This is a genomic window from Rhizobacter sp. P2_D12, from assembly GCF_056404395.1.
This window is the reverse complement of the sequence record NZ_JBFUEB010000132.1, coordinates 1-15,056: the sequence shown is the minus strand read 5'-3', so window position 1 is coordinate 15,056 and position 15,056 is coordinate 1. Positions and strand designations below refer to the sequence as shown.

Below are 15,056 nucleotides of genomic sequence, written 5' to 3'. Positions count from 1 at the left end.
GCGTGAACCCGATCCGCTGCAGACCTCGATGGGCTACATCGGTGCCGATGCCTTCCACCGCCGCGGCGGCAAGGGCGGCGGCGGTGGCCGGGGCGGCAACCGCGGCGGTGGCGGCGGCTTCGGGGGCGGGGGCGGGGGTGGTGGTGGTGGTGGGTATGGCGGCGGTGGTGGTGGCGGCGGACGCCGCGGTGGCCGCTGAGCACCCTTCAAGCGATACAATCCGAAGCTTTGCCAAGTGCTTGATTCAGGAGAAAAAATCATGGCGATCGAACGTACTCTTTCCATCATCAAACCCGATGCCGTCGCCAAGAACGTGATCGGCCAGATCTACGCCCGCTTCGAAGGCGCAGGCCTGAAGGTCGTCGCGGCGAAGATGGCCCACCTGTCGCGCGGCGAGGCCGAGGCCTTCTACGCGGTGCACAAGGCCCGTCCGTTCTTCAAGGACCTGGTCGACTTCATGATCTCGGGCCCGGTGATGATCCAGGCGCTCGAAGGCGAGAGCGCGATCGCGAAGAACCGCGAACTGATGGGCGCGACCGATCCGAAGAAGGCCGAGAAGGGCACGATCCGCGCCGATTTCGCCGACAGCATCGACGCCAACGCCGTGCACGGCTCGGATGCCCCGGAAACCGCCGCCGTCGAGGTGTCGTTCTTCTTCCCCGGCATGAACGTCTACTCGCGCTGAGCGAGCCCCGGTCGCGTGCGCTGGAGGCTGGAATGAGCCTGACCAACCTCCTCGAATTCGATCTCGACGGGCTCGCCGCCTTCTGCGAGCGGCTCGGCGAGAAGCGCTTTCGCGCGACCCAGTTGTTCCGCTGGATCCACCAGAAGGGTGCGGCGGATTTCAACGCGATGTCCGACCTGGCCAAGTCGCTGCGCGACAAGCTGGCCGGCGTCGCGACCGTGTCGCCGCTGGCTGTCGTCAGCGAGCAGGCCTCGACTGACGGCACCATCAAGTGGCTGTTCGACGTCGGCGGCGGCAATGCCGTCGAGACGGTATTCATCCCCGAAGACGACCGCGGCACGCTGTGCGTGTCGTCGCAGGCAGGCTGCGCGGTCGGCTGCCGCTTCTGTTCCACCGGCCACCAGGGCTTCAGCCGCAACCTCACCACCGGCGAGATCGTGGCCCAGCTGTGGTTCGCCGAGCACCACCTGCGGCGGCGCCTGCACCTCGCGCCGGGCGAACGCGCGATCACCAACGTCGTGATGATGGGCATGGGCGAGCCGCTGCAGAACTACGCGGCGCTGGTGCCCGCGCTGCGCGTGATGCTCGACGACCACGGCTACGGCCTGTCGCGCCGGCGCGTCACGGTGTCGACCTCGGGCGTCGTGCCGATGATCGACCGCCTGCGCACCGACTGCCCGGTCGCGCTGGCCGTGTCGCTGCATGCCCCCGACGACGCGCTGCGCGACGACCTGGTGCCGCTGAACCGCAAGTACCCGATCGCCGAGCTGCTGGAGGCCTGCAACCGCTACCTCGATGCCGCCCCGCGCGACTTCATCACCTTCGAGTACTGCATGCTCGACGGCGTCAACGACACGCCGGAGCACGCACGGGCGCTGGTGCGCATCAGCCAGGCCGTGTCGTGCAAGTTCAACCTGATCCCGTTCAACCCGTTCCCGCAGTCCGGCCTGAAGCGCTCGCCGCGCGAACGCGTCAGCGCGTTCGCCCAGGTGCTGCAGGAAGCCGGCGTCGTCACCACCGTGCGCAAGACGCGCGGCGACGACATCGATGCCGCCTGCGGGCAGCTGGCCGGCGAGGTGCAGGACCGTACGCAGGCCCACAAGCGCATGACGCGTGCACCGATCCGCGTGCACCGTCCCGGCGATGGGGCCACCCTCGCAACCGACATCGTTTCACGCTCGAAGGAGAGCCGTTCATGACCTGGGGACGTCGTCATTCATCGACCGCGCTGGCCTGCGCGGCCCTGTGCGGATTTGTCGCACTGCTGGCCGGCTGCACCACCACCACCACGGTCAACGGCGTGGAGCAGGCCCCACCGCAGGACCGCAGCGGCGACGATTCCGACGCCAGCAAGCGGGCCCGGGTGCGCATGGAACTGGCGGGCGCGTATTTCGCGCGCGGCCAGATGAACACCGCGCTCGACGAGGTGAAGCTGGCGCTGCAGGCGCAGCCCAACCTCGTCGAGGGCTACAACCTGCGCGGGCTGATCTACGCCGGGCTGAACGACGACGTGCAGGCCCAGGACAGCTTCCGCCACGCGCTGCAGCTGAGCCCGAACGACGGCGACACGCTGCACAACTACGGCTGGTACATGTGCCAGCAGAAGCGCTTCGCCGAGGCCACGCCGCTGTTCGACCAGGCCACCGCGGCGCCGCGCTACACCGGCGCGGTGCGCACGATGCTCGCGAAGGGCGTGTGCCAGGCCCGCGCCGGCCAGTGGCCCGAGGCCGAGGCCACGCTGACGCGCGCCTACGAACTCGACCCCGGCAATGCCGCCACCGGCGTCAACCTGGCCGAGGTGCTGCTGCGCCGCGAGCAGTACGAGCGCGCGCGCTTCTACATCCGCCGCGTCAACGCGGTGCCTGACCAGGTCAGCTCGCAGACGCTGTGGCTGGCCGCGCGCGTCGAGCAGAAGCTCGGCAACAGCCAGGGCGTGCGCGACCTCGGCCGCCAGTTGCGCGACCGCTTCCCGCAATCGCGCGAATCGTCGGCCTTCGAGCGGGGGCAATTCGATGAGTGATTCGGTCCCGGCTGAACCGGACACCGCAGCGGCTGCGGCGCCGGCCGAGCCGGCCACCGCCGGCGCGCTGTTGCGCCAGGCGCGGCAGGCCCGCGGGCTGCACATCGCGGCGCTCGCCACCTCGATCAAGGTGGCGCCGCGCAAGCTCGAGCTGCTCGAGGCCGACCGCTTCGACGAACTGCCCGACGCCACCTTCACGCGCGCGCTGGCCCAGACGGTGTGCCGCACGCTGAAGATCGATGCGGTCCCGGTGCTGGCGCTGCTGCCGCAGCCGCAGGGCCACCGCCTCGACCACCTGAGCCAGGGGCTGAACGCGCCGTTCCGCGACAAGCCGCGCCGCGGCGTGCCGACCGACCTGAGCTTCCTGAAGAACCCGGGCGTGATCGGCGCGCTGCTGTTCGCGCTGGCCGCCGCCGCGGTCTACCTGATGCCGGCCGGCTGGATCGGCGCCAACCTGCCGCACGTGCCCGGTGCGGCATCGTCGCCCGCGGCATCGGCCGAACCGGCGGCATCGGAGCCGATGCAGGTGCAGGTGACGCCCCCCAACACCGTGATCGAGAACGTCACGCTGCCGGTGGATGCCGCCTCCGCCCCGGCGCTGCCGGCTGTGGCGCCTGCCGCTGCCACCGTTGCAGTGCCTGCCGCATCGGCCGCAGTCCCCGTGCTGGCCGACAGCGCGCCGCGCAGCGTGTCGGGCGCGCTGCTGCTGAAGGCCAGCGCCGAATCCTGGATCGAGGTGATCGACGGCCGCGGCACCGTGCTGGTGTCGCGCGCGTTGCAGCCCGGAGAGTCCTTGGGGCTGGATGGGGCTTCACCGCTTCGCGTCAGAATCGGCAATGCGTCGGCCACCCACGTGACCTACCGCGGTCGCCCGGTCGACCTGGCGCCGACGCGTGACAACATCGCCAAGCTCGAACTCAAGTAAGCCGCATCCCATGCCAGCCTCCGCCTCCACCTTCGACGACGACTTCATCGAGCCCGCGGTGCCGGTGCAGCGGCACACCGTGCAGGCCCAGGTGCGCTGGGGCGCGCGCATCGTGACGATCGGCGGCGGCGCGCCGGTGCGCGTGCAGTCGATGACCAACACCGACACGGTCGACGTGATCGGCACCGCGATCCAGGTGAAGGAACTCGCGGTCGCGGGCTCGGAGATGGTGCGCATCACCGTCAACACGCCCGAGGCCGCCGAGGCCGTGCCGCACATCCGCGACCAGCTCGACCGCATGGGCATCGACGTGCCGCTGATCGGCGACTTCCATTACAACGGCCACCGCCTGCTCACCGACCATCCGGCCTGTGCCGAGGCATTGTCGAAGTACCGCATCAACCCGGGCAACGTCGGCAAGGGCGACAAGCGCGACAAGCAGTTCGCCCAGATGATCGAGGCCGCGGCGCGGCACGACAAGGTGGTGCGCATCGGCGTCAACTGGGGCAGCCTCGACCAGGAACTGCTGGCGCAGATGATGGACGAGAACGGCCGCCGTGCCGAGCCGTTCGAGCCGCAGCAGATCATGTACCGCGCGATCATCACGTCGGCGATCGAGTCCGCCAGGCGCGCACAGGAGATCGGCCTGCGCGCCGAGCAGATCGTGCTGTCGTGCAAGATGTCCGGCGTGCAGGACCTGGTCAGCGTCTACCAGGCCCTGGCCAGGCGCTGCAACTACCCGCTGCACCTGGGCCTCACCGAAGCCGGCATGGGCACCAAGGGCACGGTGGCGTCCACCGCCGCGCTGTCGCTGCTGCTGCAGCAGGGCATCGGCGACACCATCCGCGTGTCGCTCACGCCGCAGCCCGGCGAGGCACGCACGCAAGAGGTCGTGATCGCGCTCGAGATCCTGCAGTCGCTCGGCCTGCGCGCGTTCAACCCGAGCGTCACCGCCTGCCCCGGCTGCGGCCGCACCACCAGCACCACCTTCCAGGAGCTGGCCAAGCAGATCGACGACTACCTGCGCGAGCAGATGCCGGTGTGGCGCGCCCGCTACCCGGGGGTCGAGAAGATGAAGGTCGCGGTGATGGGCTGCATCGTCAACGGCCCGGGCGAGAGCAAGCATGCCGACATCGGCATCAGCCTGCCCGGCAACGGCGAGGCGCCGGCAGCGCCGGTGTTCATCGATGGCGAGAAGGCGCTGACGCTGCGCGGCGAGCGCATCGCGCAGGAGTTCCAGACGCTGGTCGAGGACTACATCGAAAAGCGCTTCGGCTCGGCCACCGCCCAGCATTCGACCGCGCCGGCCTGAGCCTGCGCCGGCGCACGCGTCGCCGCAGCCGCCCTGGCGGGCGGCTGCCATTCGTCCATTGATCCAAGGTTTCCATGGCTGACAACAAGCAAGCCGCCCTCCAGGCCGTGAAGGGCATGAACGACATCCTGCCGGCCAGCGTGCCGCGCACCGAGAAGCTGCCCGACGCCGGCCTGTGGCTGTGGTTCGAGGCCACGGTGCGCTCGGTGCTGGCGCGCTACGGCTACCACTACCTGCTGACGCCTGTCGTCGAGCCGACCGCGCTGTTCGTGCGCGGCCTGGGCGAGGTGACCGACATCGTCGAGAAGGAGATGTACTCGTTCACCGACTCGATGAACGGCGACCGCCTGACGCTGCGCCCGGAGGCCACCGCCGGCATCGTGCGCGCGATGGTCGAGCACAACGCGCTGTACAACGGCCCGCTGCGCATCTGGACCATGGGGCCGATGTTCCGGCACGAGAAGCCGCAGAAGGGCCGCTACCGCCAGTTCCACCAGCTGGACGTCGAGGCGCTCGGCTTTGCCGGCCCGGACGTCGATGCCGAGCTGATCCTGATGGTGCGCACGCTGTGGCGCGAGCTGGGCCTGGTCGAGGGGCAGCACGTGCGGCTGGAGCTGAACAGCCTGGGCCAGCCCGACGAACGGCGCGCCCACCGCGACGCGCTGGTCGCCTACTTGGAGCAGCACGCCGCGGCACTCGACGAGGACTCGAAGCGCCGCCTGCACAGCAAYCCGCTGCGCATCCTSGACASCAAGAACCCGGCGCTGCAGGCGCTGATCGAGGCCGCGCCGAAGCTGATGGACTTCCTCGGCGAAGCCTCGCTGGCGCACTTCGACACGGTGCGCGCGATCCTCGATGCCGCCGGCCTGGCCTACCGCGTCAACCCGCGCCTGGTGCGCGGCATGGACTACTACAACCTCACCGTCTTCGAATGGGTGACCGACCAGCTCGGCTCGCAGGGCACGGTGTGCGGCGGCGGGCGCTACGACGGGCTGATCGAGCAGCTGGGCGGCAAGGCGGCGCCGGCGGTCGGCTTCGGCCTCGGCATCGAGCGCCTGCTGCTGCTGATCCAGGAACTGAAGCTGCCGGTGCCGGCCGCGGCGCCGCGCGCCTATGCGGTGATGATGTCGCCGGCGGTGCTGCCGCAGGCCATGAAGACGCTGGAAGCGCTGCGCGCCGCGGGCGTCTCGGTGCAGATGCATGCCGGCGGCGGCAACATGAAGTCGCAGTTCAAGAAGGCCGATGCGAGCGGCGCGGCGTATGCGCTGATCTTCGGCGAATCCGAACTGGCGGCCGGCGAGGTGGCGCTGAAGTCGCTGCGTGACCCGTCCGTCACACAACGCAACTTGTCGCTCTCGGCGGTGTCCGAATGGGCGAGCGAACTCCTCAACGCATAATCCCGGCTTCGTCCGAAATTTCCACCGATCCTCCATGGCCACCCACCTCGACCTCGAAGAACAAGAACAGATCGACCAGCTGAAGGCGTTCTGGAAGCAGTACGGCAACCTGATCACCTGGGTGCTGATCCTGGCGCTGGGCGCATTCGCCGCCTGGAACGGCTGGAACTACTGGCAGCGCGACCAGGCTGCGAAGGCCGGCACGCTGTTCGACGAGCTGGACAAGGCCGTCACCGGCGGCAACGTCGAGCAGGCCGGCCGCATCTTCGGCGACATGAAAGAGCGCTTCCCGCGCACCGCGTTCGCGCAGCAGGCGGCGCTGCTGACCGCCAAGCTGCAGTTCGAGAAGGGCCAGGCCGACGCCGCCCGCGCCAGCCTGACCTGGGCCAGCGAGAACGCCAGCGAGACCGAGTACCAGACCGTGGCCCGGCTGCGCCTGGCCGGCGTGCTGCTCGACCAGAAGAAGTACGACGAGGCGCTGAAGGTGCTCGACACCGCCACCGCCGCCGGCTTCGAGGGCCTGGTGGCCGACCGCCGCGGCGACGTGCTGCTGGCCCAGGGCAAGGCCGACGAGGCCAAGGCCGCCTACAACCAGGCCTGGAAGACGCTGGACAGCACGGTCGAGTACCGCAGGCTGGTCGAGGCCAAGCTGACCGCGCTGGGCGCTGCGCCGGCACCGGACGCGGCTGCCAGCGCCGCCAAGAGCGAGGGCGCCAAATGAGGGGGCTGGGCCGCCTCGCGGCGCTGGTGGTGGTGGCCGCACTGGGCGCCTGCGCCAGCAAGAAGGGCCCGGGGCCGACGGTGCTGGACGAGCTGACGCCGAGCATCGCCGGACGCCAGGTGTGGTCGCAGTCGCTGGGCACACTGAAGTTCCCGCTGGCCGTGGTCGCCACCGGCGGCAACTTCATCGCTGCCACCGACGACGGCAGCATCGTCGCCTACCGCGCCGACAGCGGCCAGGAAGTCTGGCGCGGCCAAGCCGGTGGCCGGCTCAGCGCCGGCGTCGGCAGCGATGGCCGCTTCGCCAGCGTGGTCACGCGCGACAACCAGCTGGTGACGCTGGATGCCGGCAAGGAGATCTGGCGCCAGCAACTGCCGGGACGCGTCAGCACGCCGCCGCTGGTGGCCGGCGAACGCGTCTTCGTGATGGGGGTCGACCGCGTGGTGCAGGCCTTCGACGCGCTCGACGGCCGCAAGCTCTGGACCTTCCAGCGGGCCGGCGATGCGCTGACGCTGGCGCAGCCGGGCGTGCTGGCACCCTTCAAGGACACGCTGCTGGCCGGGCAGGGCTCCAAGCTCGCCGGGCTGGACCCGTTGCGCGGCACGGTGCGCTGGGAAGTCTCGCTGGCCTCGCCGCGCGGCACCAACGAGATCGAGCGCCTGGCCGACCTGGTCGGGCCACCGGCGCGCGTCGGCGACATCGTCTGCGCGCGTTCCTTCCAGGCCTCGGTGGCCTGCGTCAATGCCGACCGCGGCAGCCTGGCCTGGACGCGCAACGTCGGCGGGCTGCAGGGCATCGCGGCCGACGAGGACGTGACCGTGGCCGCCGATGCCAGCGACCGCATCACCGCCTGGCGTACCGCCAGCGGCGAGGTCGCCTGGAGCCTCGAGAAGCTGCTGTACCGCGACCTGTCGGCCCCGCTGATCGTCAACAAGATGGTGGTGTTCGGCGACCTCGAAGGCTACGTGCACTGGCTGTCGACCGCCGATGGCACGACCAAGCTGCGCCTTCCGACCGACGGCAGCCCGGTGGTCGGCCGGCCGGTGCTGAGCGGAACGACCCTGCTGGTCATCACGCGCAATGGCGGCCTGTTCGCCTTCCGCCCCGAGTGACATGACGATCACCCCCGGAGGCGCTTCGCGCCACCCCCTCGAGGGGGCGCCCCCAGTGGCCCGGCGGAGCCGGATCCACGGGGTCCGCCGGGCTGAGTTTTTTCTGTGTGTACCGGGGTGCCGGGGGAATTTGAAATGAAACCTGTGATCGCGGTCGTCGGCCGCCCCAACGTGGGCAAGTCGACCCTGTTCAACAGGATGACCAAGAGCCGCGACGCCATCGTCGCGGACTTCGCCGGCCTGACGCGCGACCGCCACTATGGCGACGGCCGCCTGGGCGACCGCGAGTTCATCGTCGTCGACACCGGCGGCTTCGAACCCGAGAGCACCACCGGCATCGTCAAGGAGATGGCCAAGCAGACGCGCCAGGCCGTGGCCGAGGCCGATGCGGTGATCTTCGTCGTCGACGTGCGCGCCGGTGTGTCGGCGCACGACCACGACATCGCGCGCTACCTGCGCTCGGTCAACAAGAAGGTGCTGCTGGCCGTCAACAAGGCCGAGGGCATGGTCGACTCGCCGCTGCTGGGCGAGTTCTACGAGCTGGGCATGGRCGAGCCGCACCCGATCTCGTCGGCGCACGGGCAGGGCATCCGCAGCCTGATCGAAGCGGCGCTCGAGCACTTCCCGTTCGACGAGGAACCTGAAGAGCCGCAAGAGGGCTCGCCGATCCGCCTCGCGGTGGCGGGCCGGCCGAACGTCGGCAAGTCGACGCTGATCAACACCTGGCTGGGCGAGGAGCGCCTGGTCGCCTTCGACCAGCCCGGCACGACGCGCGACGCCATCACCGTGCCGTTCGAGCGCCACGGCCAGAAGTTCGAGCTGATCGACACCGCCGGCCTGCGCCGCAAGGGCAAGGTGTTCGAGGCGATCGAGAAGTTCTCGGTGGTCAAGACGCTGCAGGCCATCGCCGACGCCAACGTCGTGCTGCTGCTGCTCGACGCGACCCAGGGCGTGACCGACCAGGATGCGCACATCGCCGGCTACATCCTCGAGAGCGGCCGCGCGGTGGTGCTGGCCGTCAACAAGTGGGATGCCGTCGACGACTACCAGAAGCAGACGCTCGAGCGCTCGATCGAGCAACGCCTGGCGTTCCTGAAGTTCGCGCCGGTGCTGCGCATCTCGGCCATCAAGCGCCAGGGCCTGGGCCCGGTGTGGCAGGGCATCGCCGATGCGCATGCGTCGGCCACCCGCAAGATGACGACGCCGGTGCTGACGCGCCTGCTGCACGAGGCGGTCGAGTTCCAGACCCCCAAGCGGGCCGGCGCCTTCCGCCCGAAGCTGCGCTACGCCCACCAGGGCGGCATGAACCCGCCGGTGATCGTGATCCACGGCAATTCGCTGGAACACGTCACCGACGTCTACAAACGCTACCTGGAAGGGCGCTTCCGGGCCCATTTCAAGCTGGTGGGCACGCCGCTGCGCATCGAGATGCGCTCGTCGAGCAATCCGTTCACCGACAAAGAGTAGGTGACAAAGATTGAGTCATTTGGCGTTCCGTGCTGCGATGCGGCACGGCGCTGTGTTAACGTGATGGCCTCCATCACTTTCCATCACGGAGCATATCGTGAGCAATAAAGGGCAGCTCCTACAAGACCCGTTTCTGAACCTGCTTCGCAAGGAGCACGTTCCGGTGTCGATCTACCTTGTGAACGGCATCAAACTGCAGGGCCACATCGAGTCCTTCGACCAGTACGTCGTCCTGCTGCGCAACACCGTCACCCAGATGGTCTACAAGCATGCGATCTCCACCGTCGTCCCCGGCCGTGCGGTGAATTTCCACGCCGCCGAGGCGCCGGAGCAGACCTGAGGCCGCTGAGGTCGTCCGGGTGGTTGCACCACCATCTTCCGAGGCGGCGTCCCGCGTGACGGCCGCCGGTTCGGGTGCCCACTCGACGCACGCGACGCAGCTCGACCTGCCGCGCGCAATCCTGGTCGGCGTCGATTTCGGCGGCGGCTCGCATTTCGATGCGAGCCTCGACGAACTCGCGTTGCTGGCCGAATCGGCCGGCGACGTGCCGGTGGCGCGCGTCACCGCGCGGCGCAAGTCGCCCGATCCGGCGCTCTTCGTCGGTTCGGGCAAGGCCGACGAGATCAAGGCGCTGGTGCTCGGCCACCAGGCCGAGGCGGTGCTGTTCGACCAGGCCTTGTCGCCGGCGCAGCAGCGCAACCTCGAGCGGCACCTGGGCGTCGCGGTGGCCGACCGCACGATGCTGATCCTCGAGATCTTCGCCGCCCGCGCGCAAAGCCACGAGGGCAAGCTGCAGGTCGAGCTGGCCCGGCTGCAATACCTGTCGACGCGCCTGGTGCGCCGCTGGAGCCACCTGGAGCGCCAGCGCGGCGGCATCGGCACGCGCGGCGGCCCGGGCGAGGCGCAGATCGAGCTCGACCGCCGCATGATCGGCGAGCGCATCAAGTCGGTCAAAGAGCGTCTGGTGCGCGTCAAGAAGCAGCGCAACACGCAGCGCCGCTCACGCGAGCGCAGCGGCACCTTCCGCGTCTCGCTGGTGGGCTACACCAACGCCGGCAAGTCGACGCTGTTCAATGCGCTGGTCAAGGCGCGCAGCTATTCGGCCGACCAGCTGTTCGCGACGCTCGACACCACCACGCGCCAGCTCTACCTCGAGGACATCAGCCGCTCGGCGGCGCTGTCGGACACCGTCGGCTTCATCCGCGACCTGCCGCACAAGCTGGTCGAGGCCTTCGAGGCCACGCTGCAGGAGGCGGCCGATGCCGACCTGCTGCTGCACGTCGTCGAYGCCGCSAGCCCGGTGCTGGMSGAGCAGATGGCCGAGGTGCAGCGCGTGCTGGGCGACATCGGCGCGGCCGGCATCCAGCAGGTGCTGGTCTACAACAAGATCGACAAGCTCGAGGACGGGCAGCGCCCGCGCAGCGCGAGCGACGTGCTCGAACTCGACGGCGGCGTGCGGGTGCCGCGCGTCTTCGTCAGCGCGCTCGACGGCCGCGGGCTGCCCGAGCTGCGCCGCATCCTGTCGGCGGCGGTTTCGGGAACCTTGCCGGATGACTTGAACTCGATGTCCGAGGCCTCACCTGCGGTGTTGCCATCCGATCTTCCCGAGCAGCCCGATGCCGCGGCCTGAGCCGCGCGCCTGGAACCCCTTTCCACACCTCCCCACATGACCATGAGCCCCTACCCCCGACTGCCCGCCGCCGGCTTCGCCCCGCGGGCCCGTGACGTGGCCCTGGCCGTCAAGGCCTTGCTGTCCGGCCTGGGCGCCACGGCCTGGGCCCGGTTGCGGGGCGTCGAAGCGCCGATGCTCAACAACGGCGRGCGCGACGGTCCACCCGACCTGGACGAGCTGTGGCGCGATTTCAACCGCAAGCTCAGCGGCCTGTTCGGCGGCAAGGGCGGTTCGCGTTCCAACGGCTCGGGCAACGGCGGCGGCAACGGCGGGCCCGACATGCGCAGCGCCGGCATCGGCGTCGGCCTGATCGCCGGCGTCGTCGTGCTGATCTGGGCCTTCAGCGGCTTCTTCATCGTGCAGGAAGGCCAGCAGGCGGTCGTCACGTCGTTCGGCCGCTACAGCCACACGGTGGATGCCGGCTTCACCTGGCGCTTCCCGTATCCGTTCCAGGCCCACGAGACGGTCGCGGTGACGCAGCTGCGCTCGAAGGAGGTCGGCCGCAGCAACGTGGTGCAGGCCACCGGGTTGCGCGAATCGTCGATGCTGACGCAGGACGAGAACATCGTCGACATCCGCTTCAGCGTGCAATACCGCCTGAAGGATGCGCGCGCCTTCCTGTTCGAGAACCGCAATCCCGAGGATGCGGTCGAGCAGGCGGCCGAATCGGCGGTGCGCGAGATCGTCGGCAAGTCGAACATGGACTCGGTGCTGTACGAGCAGCGCGACGCGATCGCGATCGAGCTGGTCAAGTCGATCCAGACCCAGCTCGACCGGCTGCGCACCGGCATCCTGGTCGTCAACGTCAACGTGCAGAACGTGCAGGCGCCCGAGCAGGTGCAGACCGCGTTCGACGACGCCTTCCGCGCCGGCGCCGACCGCGAGCGCGCGAAGAACGAGGCCCAGGCCTACGCGAACGACGTGATCCCGAAGGCCCAGGGCACGGCCGCGCGGCTGCGCGAGGAGTCCGAGGCCTACAAGGCGCGCACCATCGCCACCGCCGAGGGCGATGCGCAGCGCTTCAACCAGGTGCTCACCGAATACCAGAAGGCCCCCGGCGTCACGCGCGACCGGCTCTACATCGACACGATGCGCCAGGTCTACTCGAACGTCAGCAAGGTGCTGGTCGACTCGCACGGAAACTCCAACCTGCTGTACCTGCCGCTGGACAAGCTGATGCAGCAAGCCGGTGCCGGCGCACCGGCGGCCACGGTGCCCGCGCCGGCCGCCACCGAGGCGCCCACCGGGCCGACCGGCAGCGTCGACATCCGCTCGCGCGAAGGCCAGCGCAGCCGCGACCGCGACGGCCGCTGAGAGAGCCGCAGGAACCCACCATGAACCGTCTCGCCATGCTCGTCGCCGGTGCCCTCGTGGCACTGATGCTGCTGTCCTCCGTCCTGTTCATCGTCGACCAGCGCCAGTTCGCGGTCGTCTATGCGCTGGGCGAAATCAAGGAAGTGATCTCCGAACCGGGGCTGAAGGCCAAGCTGCCGCCGCCGCTGCAGAACGTGGTCTTCATCGACCGCCGCGTGCAGACGCTGGACAGCCCGGAAACGCGCCCGATCTTCACCGCCGAGAAGAAGAGCCTGGTCATCGACTGGCTCGTCAAGTGGCGCGTGACCGACCCGAAGCAGTTCATCCGCAACAACGGCACCGACATGCGCAACGTCGAGAGCCGGCTCAGCCCGATCGTGCAGGCGGCCTTCAATGAAGAGGTCACCAAGCGCACGGTGCAGGCGATGCTGGCGACCGACCGCGACCGCGTGATGCAGGGCGTGCGGGTGCGCCTGTCGGACGAGGCGAAGAGCTTCGGCATCGAGATCGTCGACGTGCGCATCAAGCGCGTGGACTTCTCGGCCAACGTGACGACCTCGGTCTACAGCCGCATGGAATCCGAGCGCAAGCGCGTCGCCAACGAGCTGCGCTCCACCGGCGCGGCCGAGGGCGAGAAGATCCGCGCCGACGCCGACCGCCAGCGCGAAATCATCGTCGCCGAGGCCTACCGCGACGCACAGAAGGTGCAGGGCGACGGCGATGCGAAGGCCTCGGCGATCTACGCCGAATCCTTCGGCCGCGATCCGCAGTTCGCGCAGTTCTACCGCAGCCTCGAGGCCTACCGCGCGAGCTTCCGCAGCAAGAGCGACGTGATGGTGCTCGATCCGTCGAGCGAGTTCTTCAAGGCCATGCGCGGTTCCGCCAAGGAGCCGTCCGCGGCGGCGGCGACGCGCAAGAAGCAGGCCGCTGCGGCCGAGTGAATCGACCGAACGACGCATGCTGTGGGACACGCTGTTCGCCGCGCTGGCGCTGATGCTGGTGCTGGAGGGGGTGCTGCCGTTCCTGAGTCCCGGTGCCTGGCGCCGGGTCTTCGAGCGGGCGACGCAGCTGTCTGACGGGCAGATCCGCTTCCTGGGCCTGAGCAGCATGCTGGCGGGGCTGCTGGCGCTGTTCCTGATCTGGACCTGAACTTGGGGGATGTGCCGCAGCACGCCGGTACAATTCGGTTTTTAATCCCCCCGGTAATTCACATGTCGTCTGCTTGGCTGTTGCCCGAGCACATTGCCGACGTCCTGCCCGCGCAGGCCCGGCGCATCGAAGACTTGCGCCGAGACCTGCTCGACGGGGCTCGCAGCTATGGCTTCGAGCTGGTCATGCCGCCGCTGCTGGAGCACATCGAGTCGCTGCTGTCGGGCACCGGCCGCGAACTCGACCTGAAGACTTTCAAGCTGGTCGACCAGCTGAGCGGGCGCACGCTGGGCGTGCGCGCCGACACCACGCCGCAGGTCGCCCGCATCGATGCGCACCTGCTGAACCGCAGCGGCGTCGCGCGCCTGTGTTACTGCGGCCCGGTGCTGCACACGCGGCCGGCCGGGTTGCACGTGACCCGCGAGCCGCTGCAGTTCGGGGCCGAGATCTACGGCCACCGCGGCCTCGAGGCCGACCTCGAGGTGCAGGAGCTGGCGCTCGACCTGCTGCAGCGTGCCGGCGCGAGCGGCCTGACGCTGGACATGGGCGATGCCCGCATCGTGCGCGCGCTGCTGGCCGGCAGCGGCCTGGCGGCGGCGCCGGTGGCGGCGGTCTACGCGGCGCTGGCGGCGAAAGACCAGCCCGCGGTGCGCGACCTGACCGCCGGCTTGCCGGCCGAGGCGCGCGATGGCTTGCTGGCGCTTCTGCGGCTGTATGGCGGCGACGAGGTGCTTGCCGCGGCGCGCACGCAGCTGCCCGCGCTGCCGCTGATCACCGCGGCGCTGGACGACCTGCAGTGGCTGACCCAGCACCTGCGCCAGGCGCACCCGGGCGTGCGCATCGGCTTCGACCTGGCCGACCTGGGCGGTTACGACTACTACAGCGGTGCGCGCTTCGCGGTGTACGCCGCCGGCTCCAGCGACGCGGTGGCGCGTGGCGGGCGCTACGACGAGGTCGGCGCGGTGTTCGGCCGCAACCGGCCGGCAGTCGGCTTCAGCCTGATGGACCTGAAGGAACTGGTGCTGCTGGCGCCGCCGCGTCCGATGCGCCCGGCGATCCGCGCGCCGTGGGGCGAGGATGCGGCGCTGCGCGCCGCGATCCGGCAGCTGAGGGAGCAGGGCGAGTCGGTCGTCTGCATCCTGCCGGGACACGAACACGAAGGCCAAGAATTCGACTGCGACCGCGAGCTGGTCGAGCAGGCCGGCCAATGGCAGGTGCGTCAGGTGCATGTGCTCTGACGCTGCCTGCCGGCACCAACTCATTCAAGGCATTGGACAGGAC

Annotated in this window: 15 protein-coding genes and 1 pseudogene; all 16 read left to right on the top strand. The window is 69.6% G+C overall.

The window, feature by feature from the left end:
• Positions 1–199: pseudogene (locus AC1DYN_RS28480) on the top strand (pseudouridine synthase); the annotation flags it as partial.
• Positions 200–259: 60 nt separating this feature from the next.
• The gene (gene ndk / locus AC1DYN_RS28475) at positions 260–685 is read left to right on the top strand and encodes a nucleoside-diphosphate kinase (RefSeq protein WP_477965428.1); all 426 of its coding nucleotides are present in this window, start codon (positions 260–262) and stop codon (positions 683–685) included.
• A 32-nt stretch (positions 686–717) separates the two neighbouring features.
• The gene (gene rlmN, locus AC1DYN_RS28470; protein WP_477965426.1) at positions 718–1,884 is read left to right on the top strand and encodes a dual-specificity RNA methyltransferase RlmN; all 1,167 of its coding nucleotides are present in this window, start codon (positions 718–720) and stop codon (positions 1,882–1,884) included.
• Complete coding sequence (gene pilW, locus AC1DYN_RS28465; RefSeq protein ID WP_477965424.1) at positions 1,881–2,705, top strand: type IV pilus biogenesis/stability protein PilW; 825 nt, start codon at positions 1,881–1,883, stop codon at positions 2,703–2,705. The genes rlmN and pilW overlap by 4 nt, the downstream gene beginning before the upstream one ends.
• Positions 2,698–3,630, top strand: coding sequence for a helix-turn-helix domain-containing protein (locus tag AC1DYN_RS28460; RefSeq protein WP_477965422.1), 933 nt, complete (start codon positions 2,698–2,700; stop codon positions 3,628–3,630). Before pilW ends, AC1DYN_RS28460 begins: the two co-directional genes overlap by 8 nt.
• Before the next feature lie 10 nt (positions 3,631–3,640).
• The gene (ispG, locus tag AC1DYN_RS28455; RefSeq protein ID WP_477965420.1) at positions 3,641–4,942 is read left to right on the top strand and encodes a flavodoxin-dependent (E)-4-hydroxy-3-methylbut-2-enyl-diphosphate synthase; all 1,302 of its coding nucleotides are present in this window, start codon (positions 3,641–3,643) and stop codon (positions 4,940–4,942) included.
• 74 nt (positions 4,943–5,016) lie between these two features.
• A complete protein-coding gene (gene hisS / locus AC1DYN_RS28450) occupies positions 5,017–6,339 on the top strand; it encodes a histidine--tRNA ligase (protein ID WP_477965418.1) in 1,323 nt (440 codons plus the stop codon).
• 34 nt (positions 6,340–6,373) lie between these two features.
• Complete coding sequence (locus AC1DYN_RS28445) at positions 6,374–7,060, top strand: YfgM family protein (protein ID WP_477965416.1); 687 nt, start codon at positions 6,374–6,376, stop codon at positions 7,058–7,060.
• Positions 7,057–8,172, top strand: a complete 1,116-nt coding sequence (gene bamB, locus AC1DYN_RS28440; protein WP_477965414.1) for an outer membrane protein assembly factor BamB — start codon at positions 7,057–7,059, stop codon at positions 8,170–8,172. Before AC1DYN_RS28445 ends, bamB begins: the two co-directional genes overlap by 4 nt.
• Positions 8,173–8,307: 135 nt before the next feature.
• On the top strand, positions 8,308–9,639 hold the full coding sequence (gene der, locus AC1DYN_RS28435; protein WP_477965413.1) for a ribosome biogenesis GTPase Der: 1,332 nt from the start codon (positions 8,308–8,310) through the stop codon (positions 9,637–9,639).
• A gap of 97 nt (positions 9,640–9,736) precedes the next feature.
• Positions 9,737–9,979: an RNA chaperone Hfq gene (gene hfq, locus AC1DYN_RS28430; protein ID WP_047502530.1), complete on the top strand. Its 243-nt coding sequence runs from the start codon at positions 9,737–9,739 to the stop codon at positions 9,977–9,979.
• Positions 9,980–10,097: 118 nt separating this feature from the next.
• Complete coding sequence (gene hflX, locus AC1DYN_RS28425; RefSeq protein ID WP_477965432.1) at positions 10,098–11,270, top strand: GTPase HflX; 1,173 nt, start codon at positions 10,098–10,100, stop codon at positions 11,268–11,270.
• 174 nt (positions 11,271–11,444) lie between these two features.
• Positions 11,445–12,626 (top strand): FtsH protease activity modulator HflK, encoded by a 1,182-nt coding sequence (gene hflK / locus AC1DYN_RS28420; protein WP_477965430.1) that lies wholly within the window; start codon positions 11,445–11,447, stop codon positions 12,624–12,626.
• Between the two features lie 20 nt (positions 12,627–12,646).
• Entirely contained in the window at positions 12,647–13,567 is a 921-nt protein-coding gene (hflC, locus tag AC1DYN_RS28415; protein WP_477965412.1) for a protease modulator HflC, read from the top strand.
• A 16-nt stretch (positions 13,568–13,583) separates the two neighbouring features.
• Positions 13,584–13,775, top strand: a complete 192-nt coding sequence (locus AC1DYN_RS28410; RefSeq protein WP_477965411.1) for a DUF2065 domain-containing protein — start codon at positions 13,584–13,586, stop codon at positions 13,773–13,775.
• 62 nt (positions 13,776–13,837) lie between these two features.
• On the top strand, positions 13,838–15,013 hold the full coding sequence (locus AC1DYN_RS28405; protein ID WP_477965410.1) for an ATP phosphoribosyltransferase regulatory subunit: 1,176 nt from the start codon (positions 13,838–13,840) through the stop codon (positions 15,011–15,013).
• The last annotated feature ends 43 nt before the right edge of the window (positions 15,014–15,056 follow it).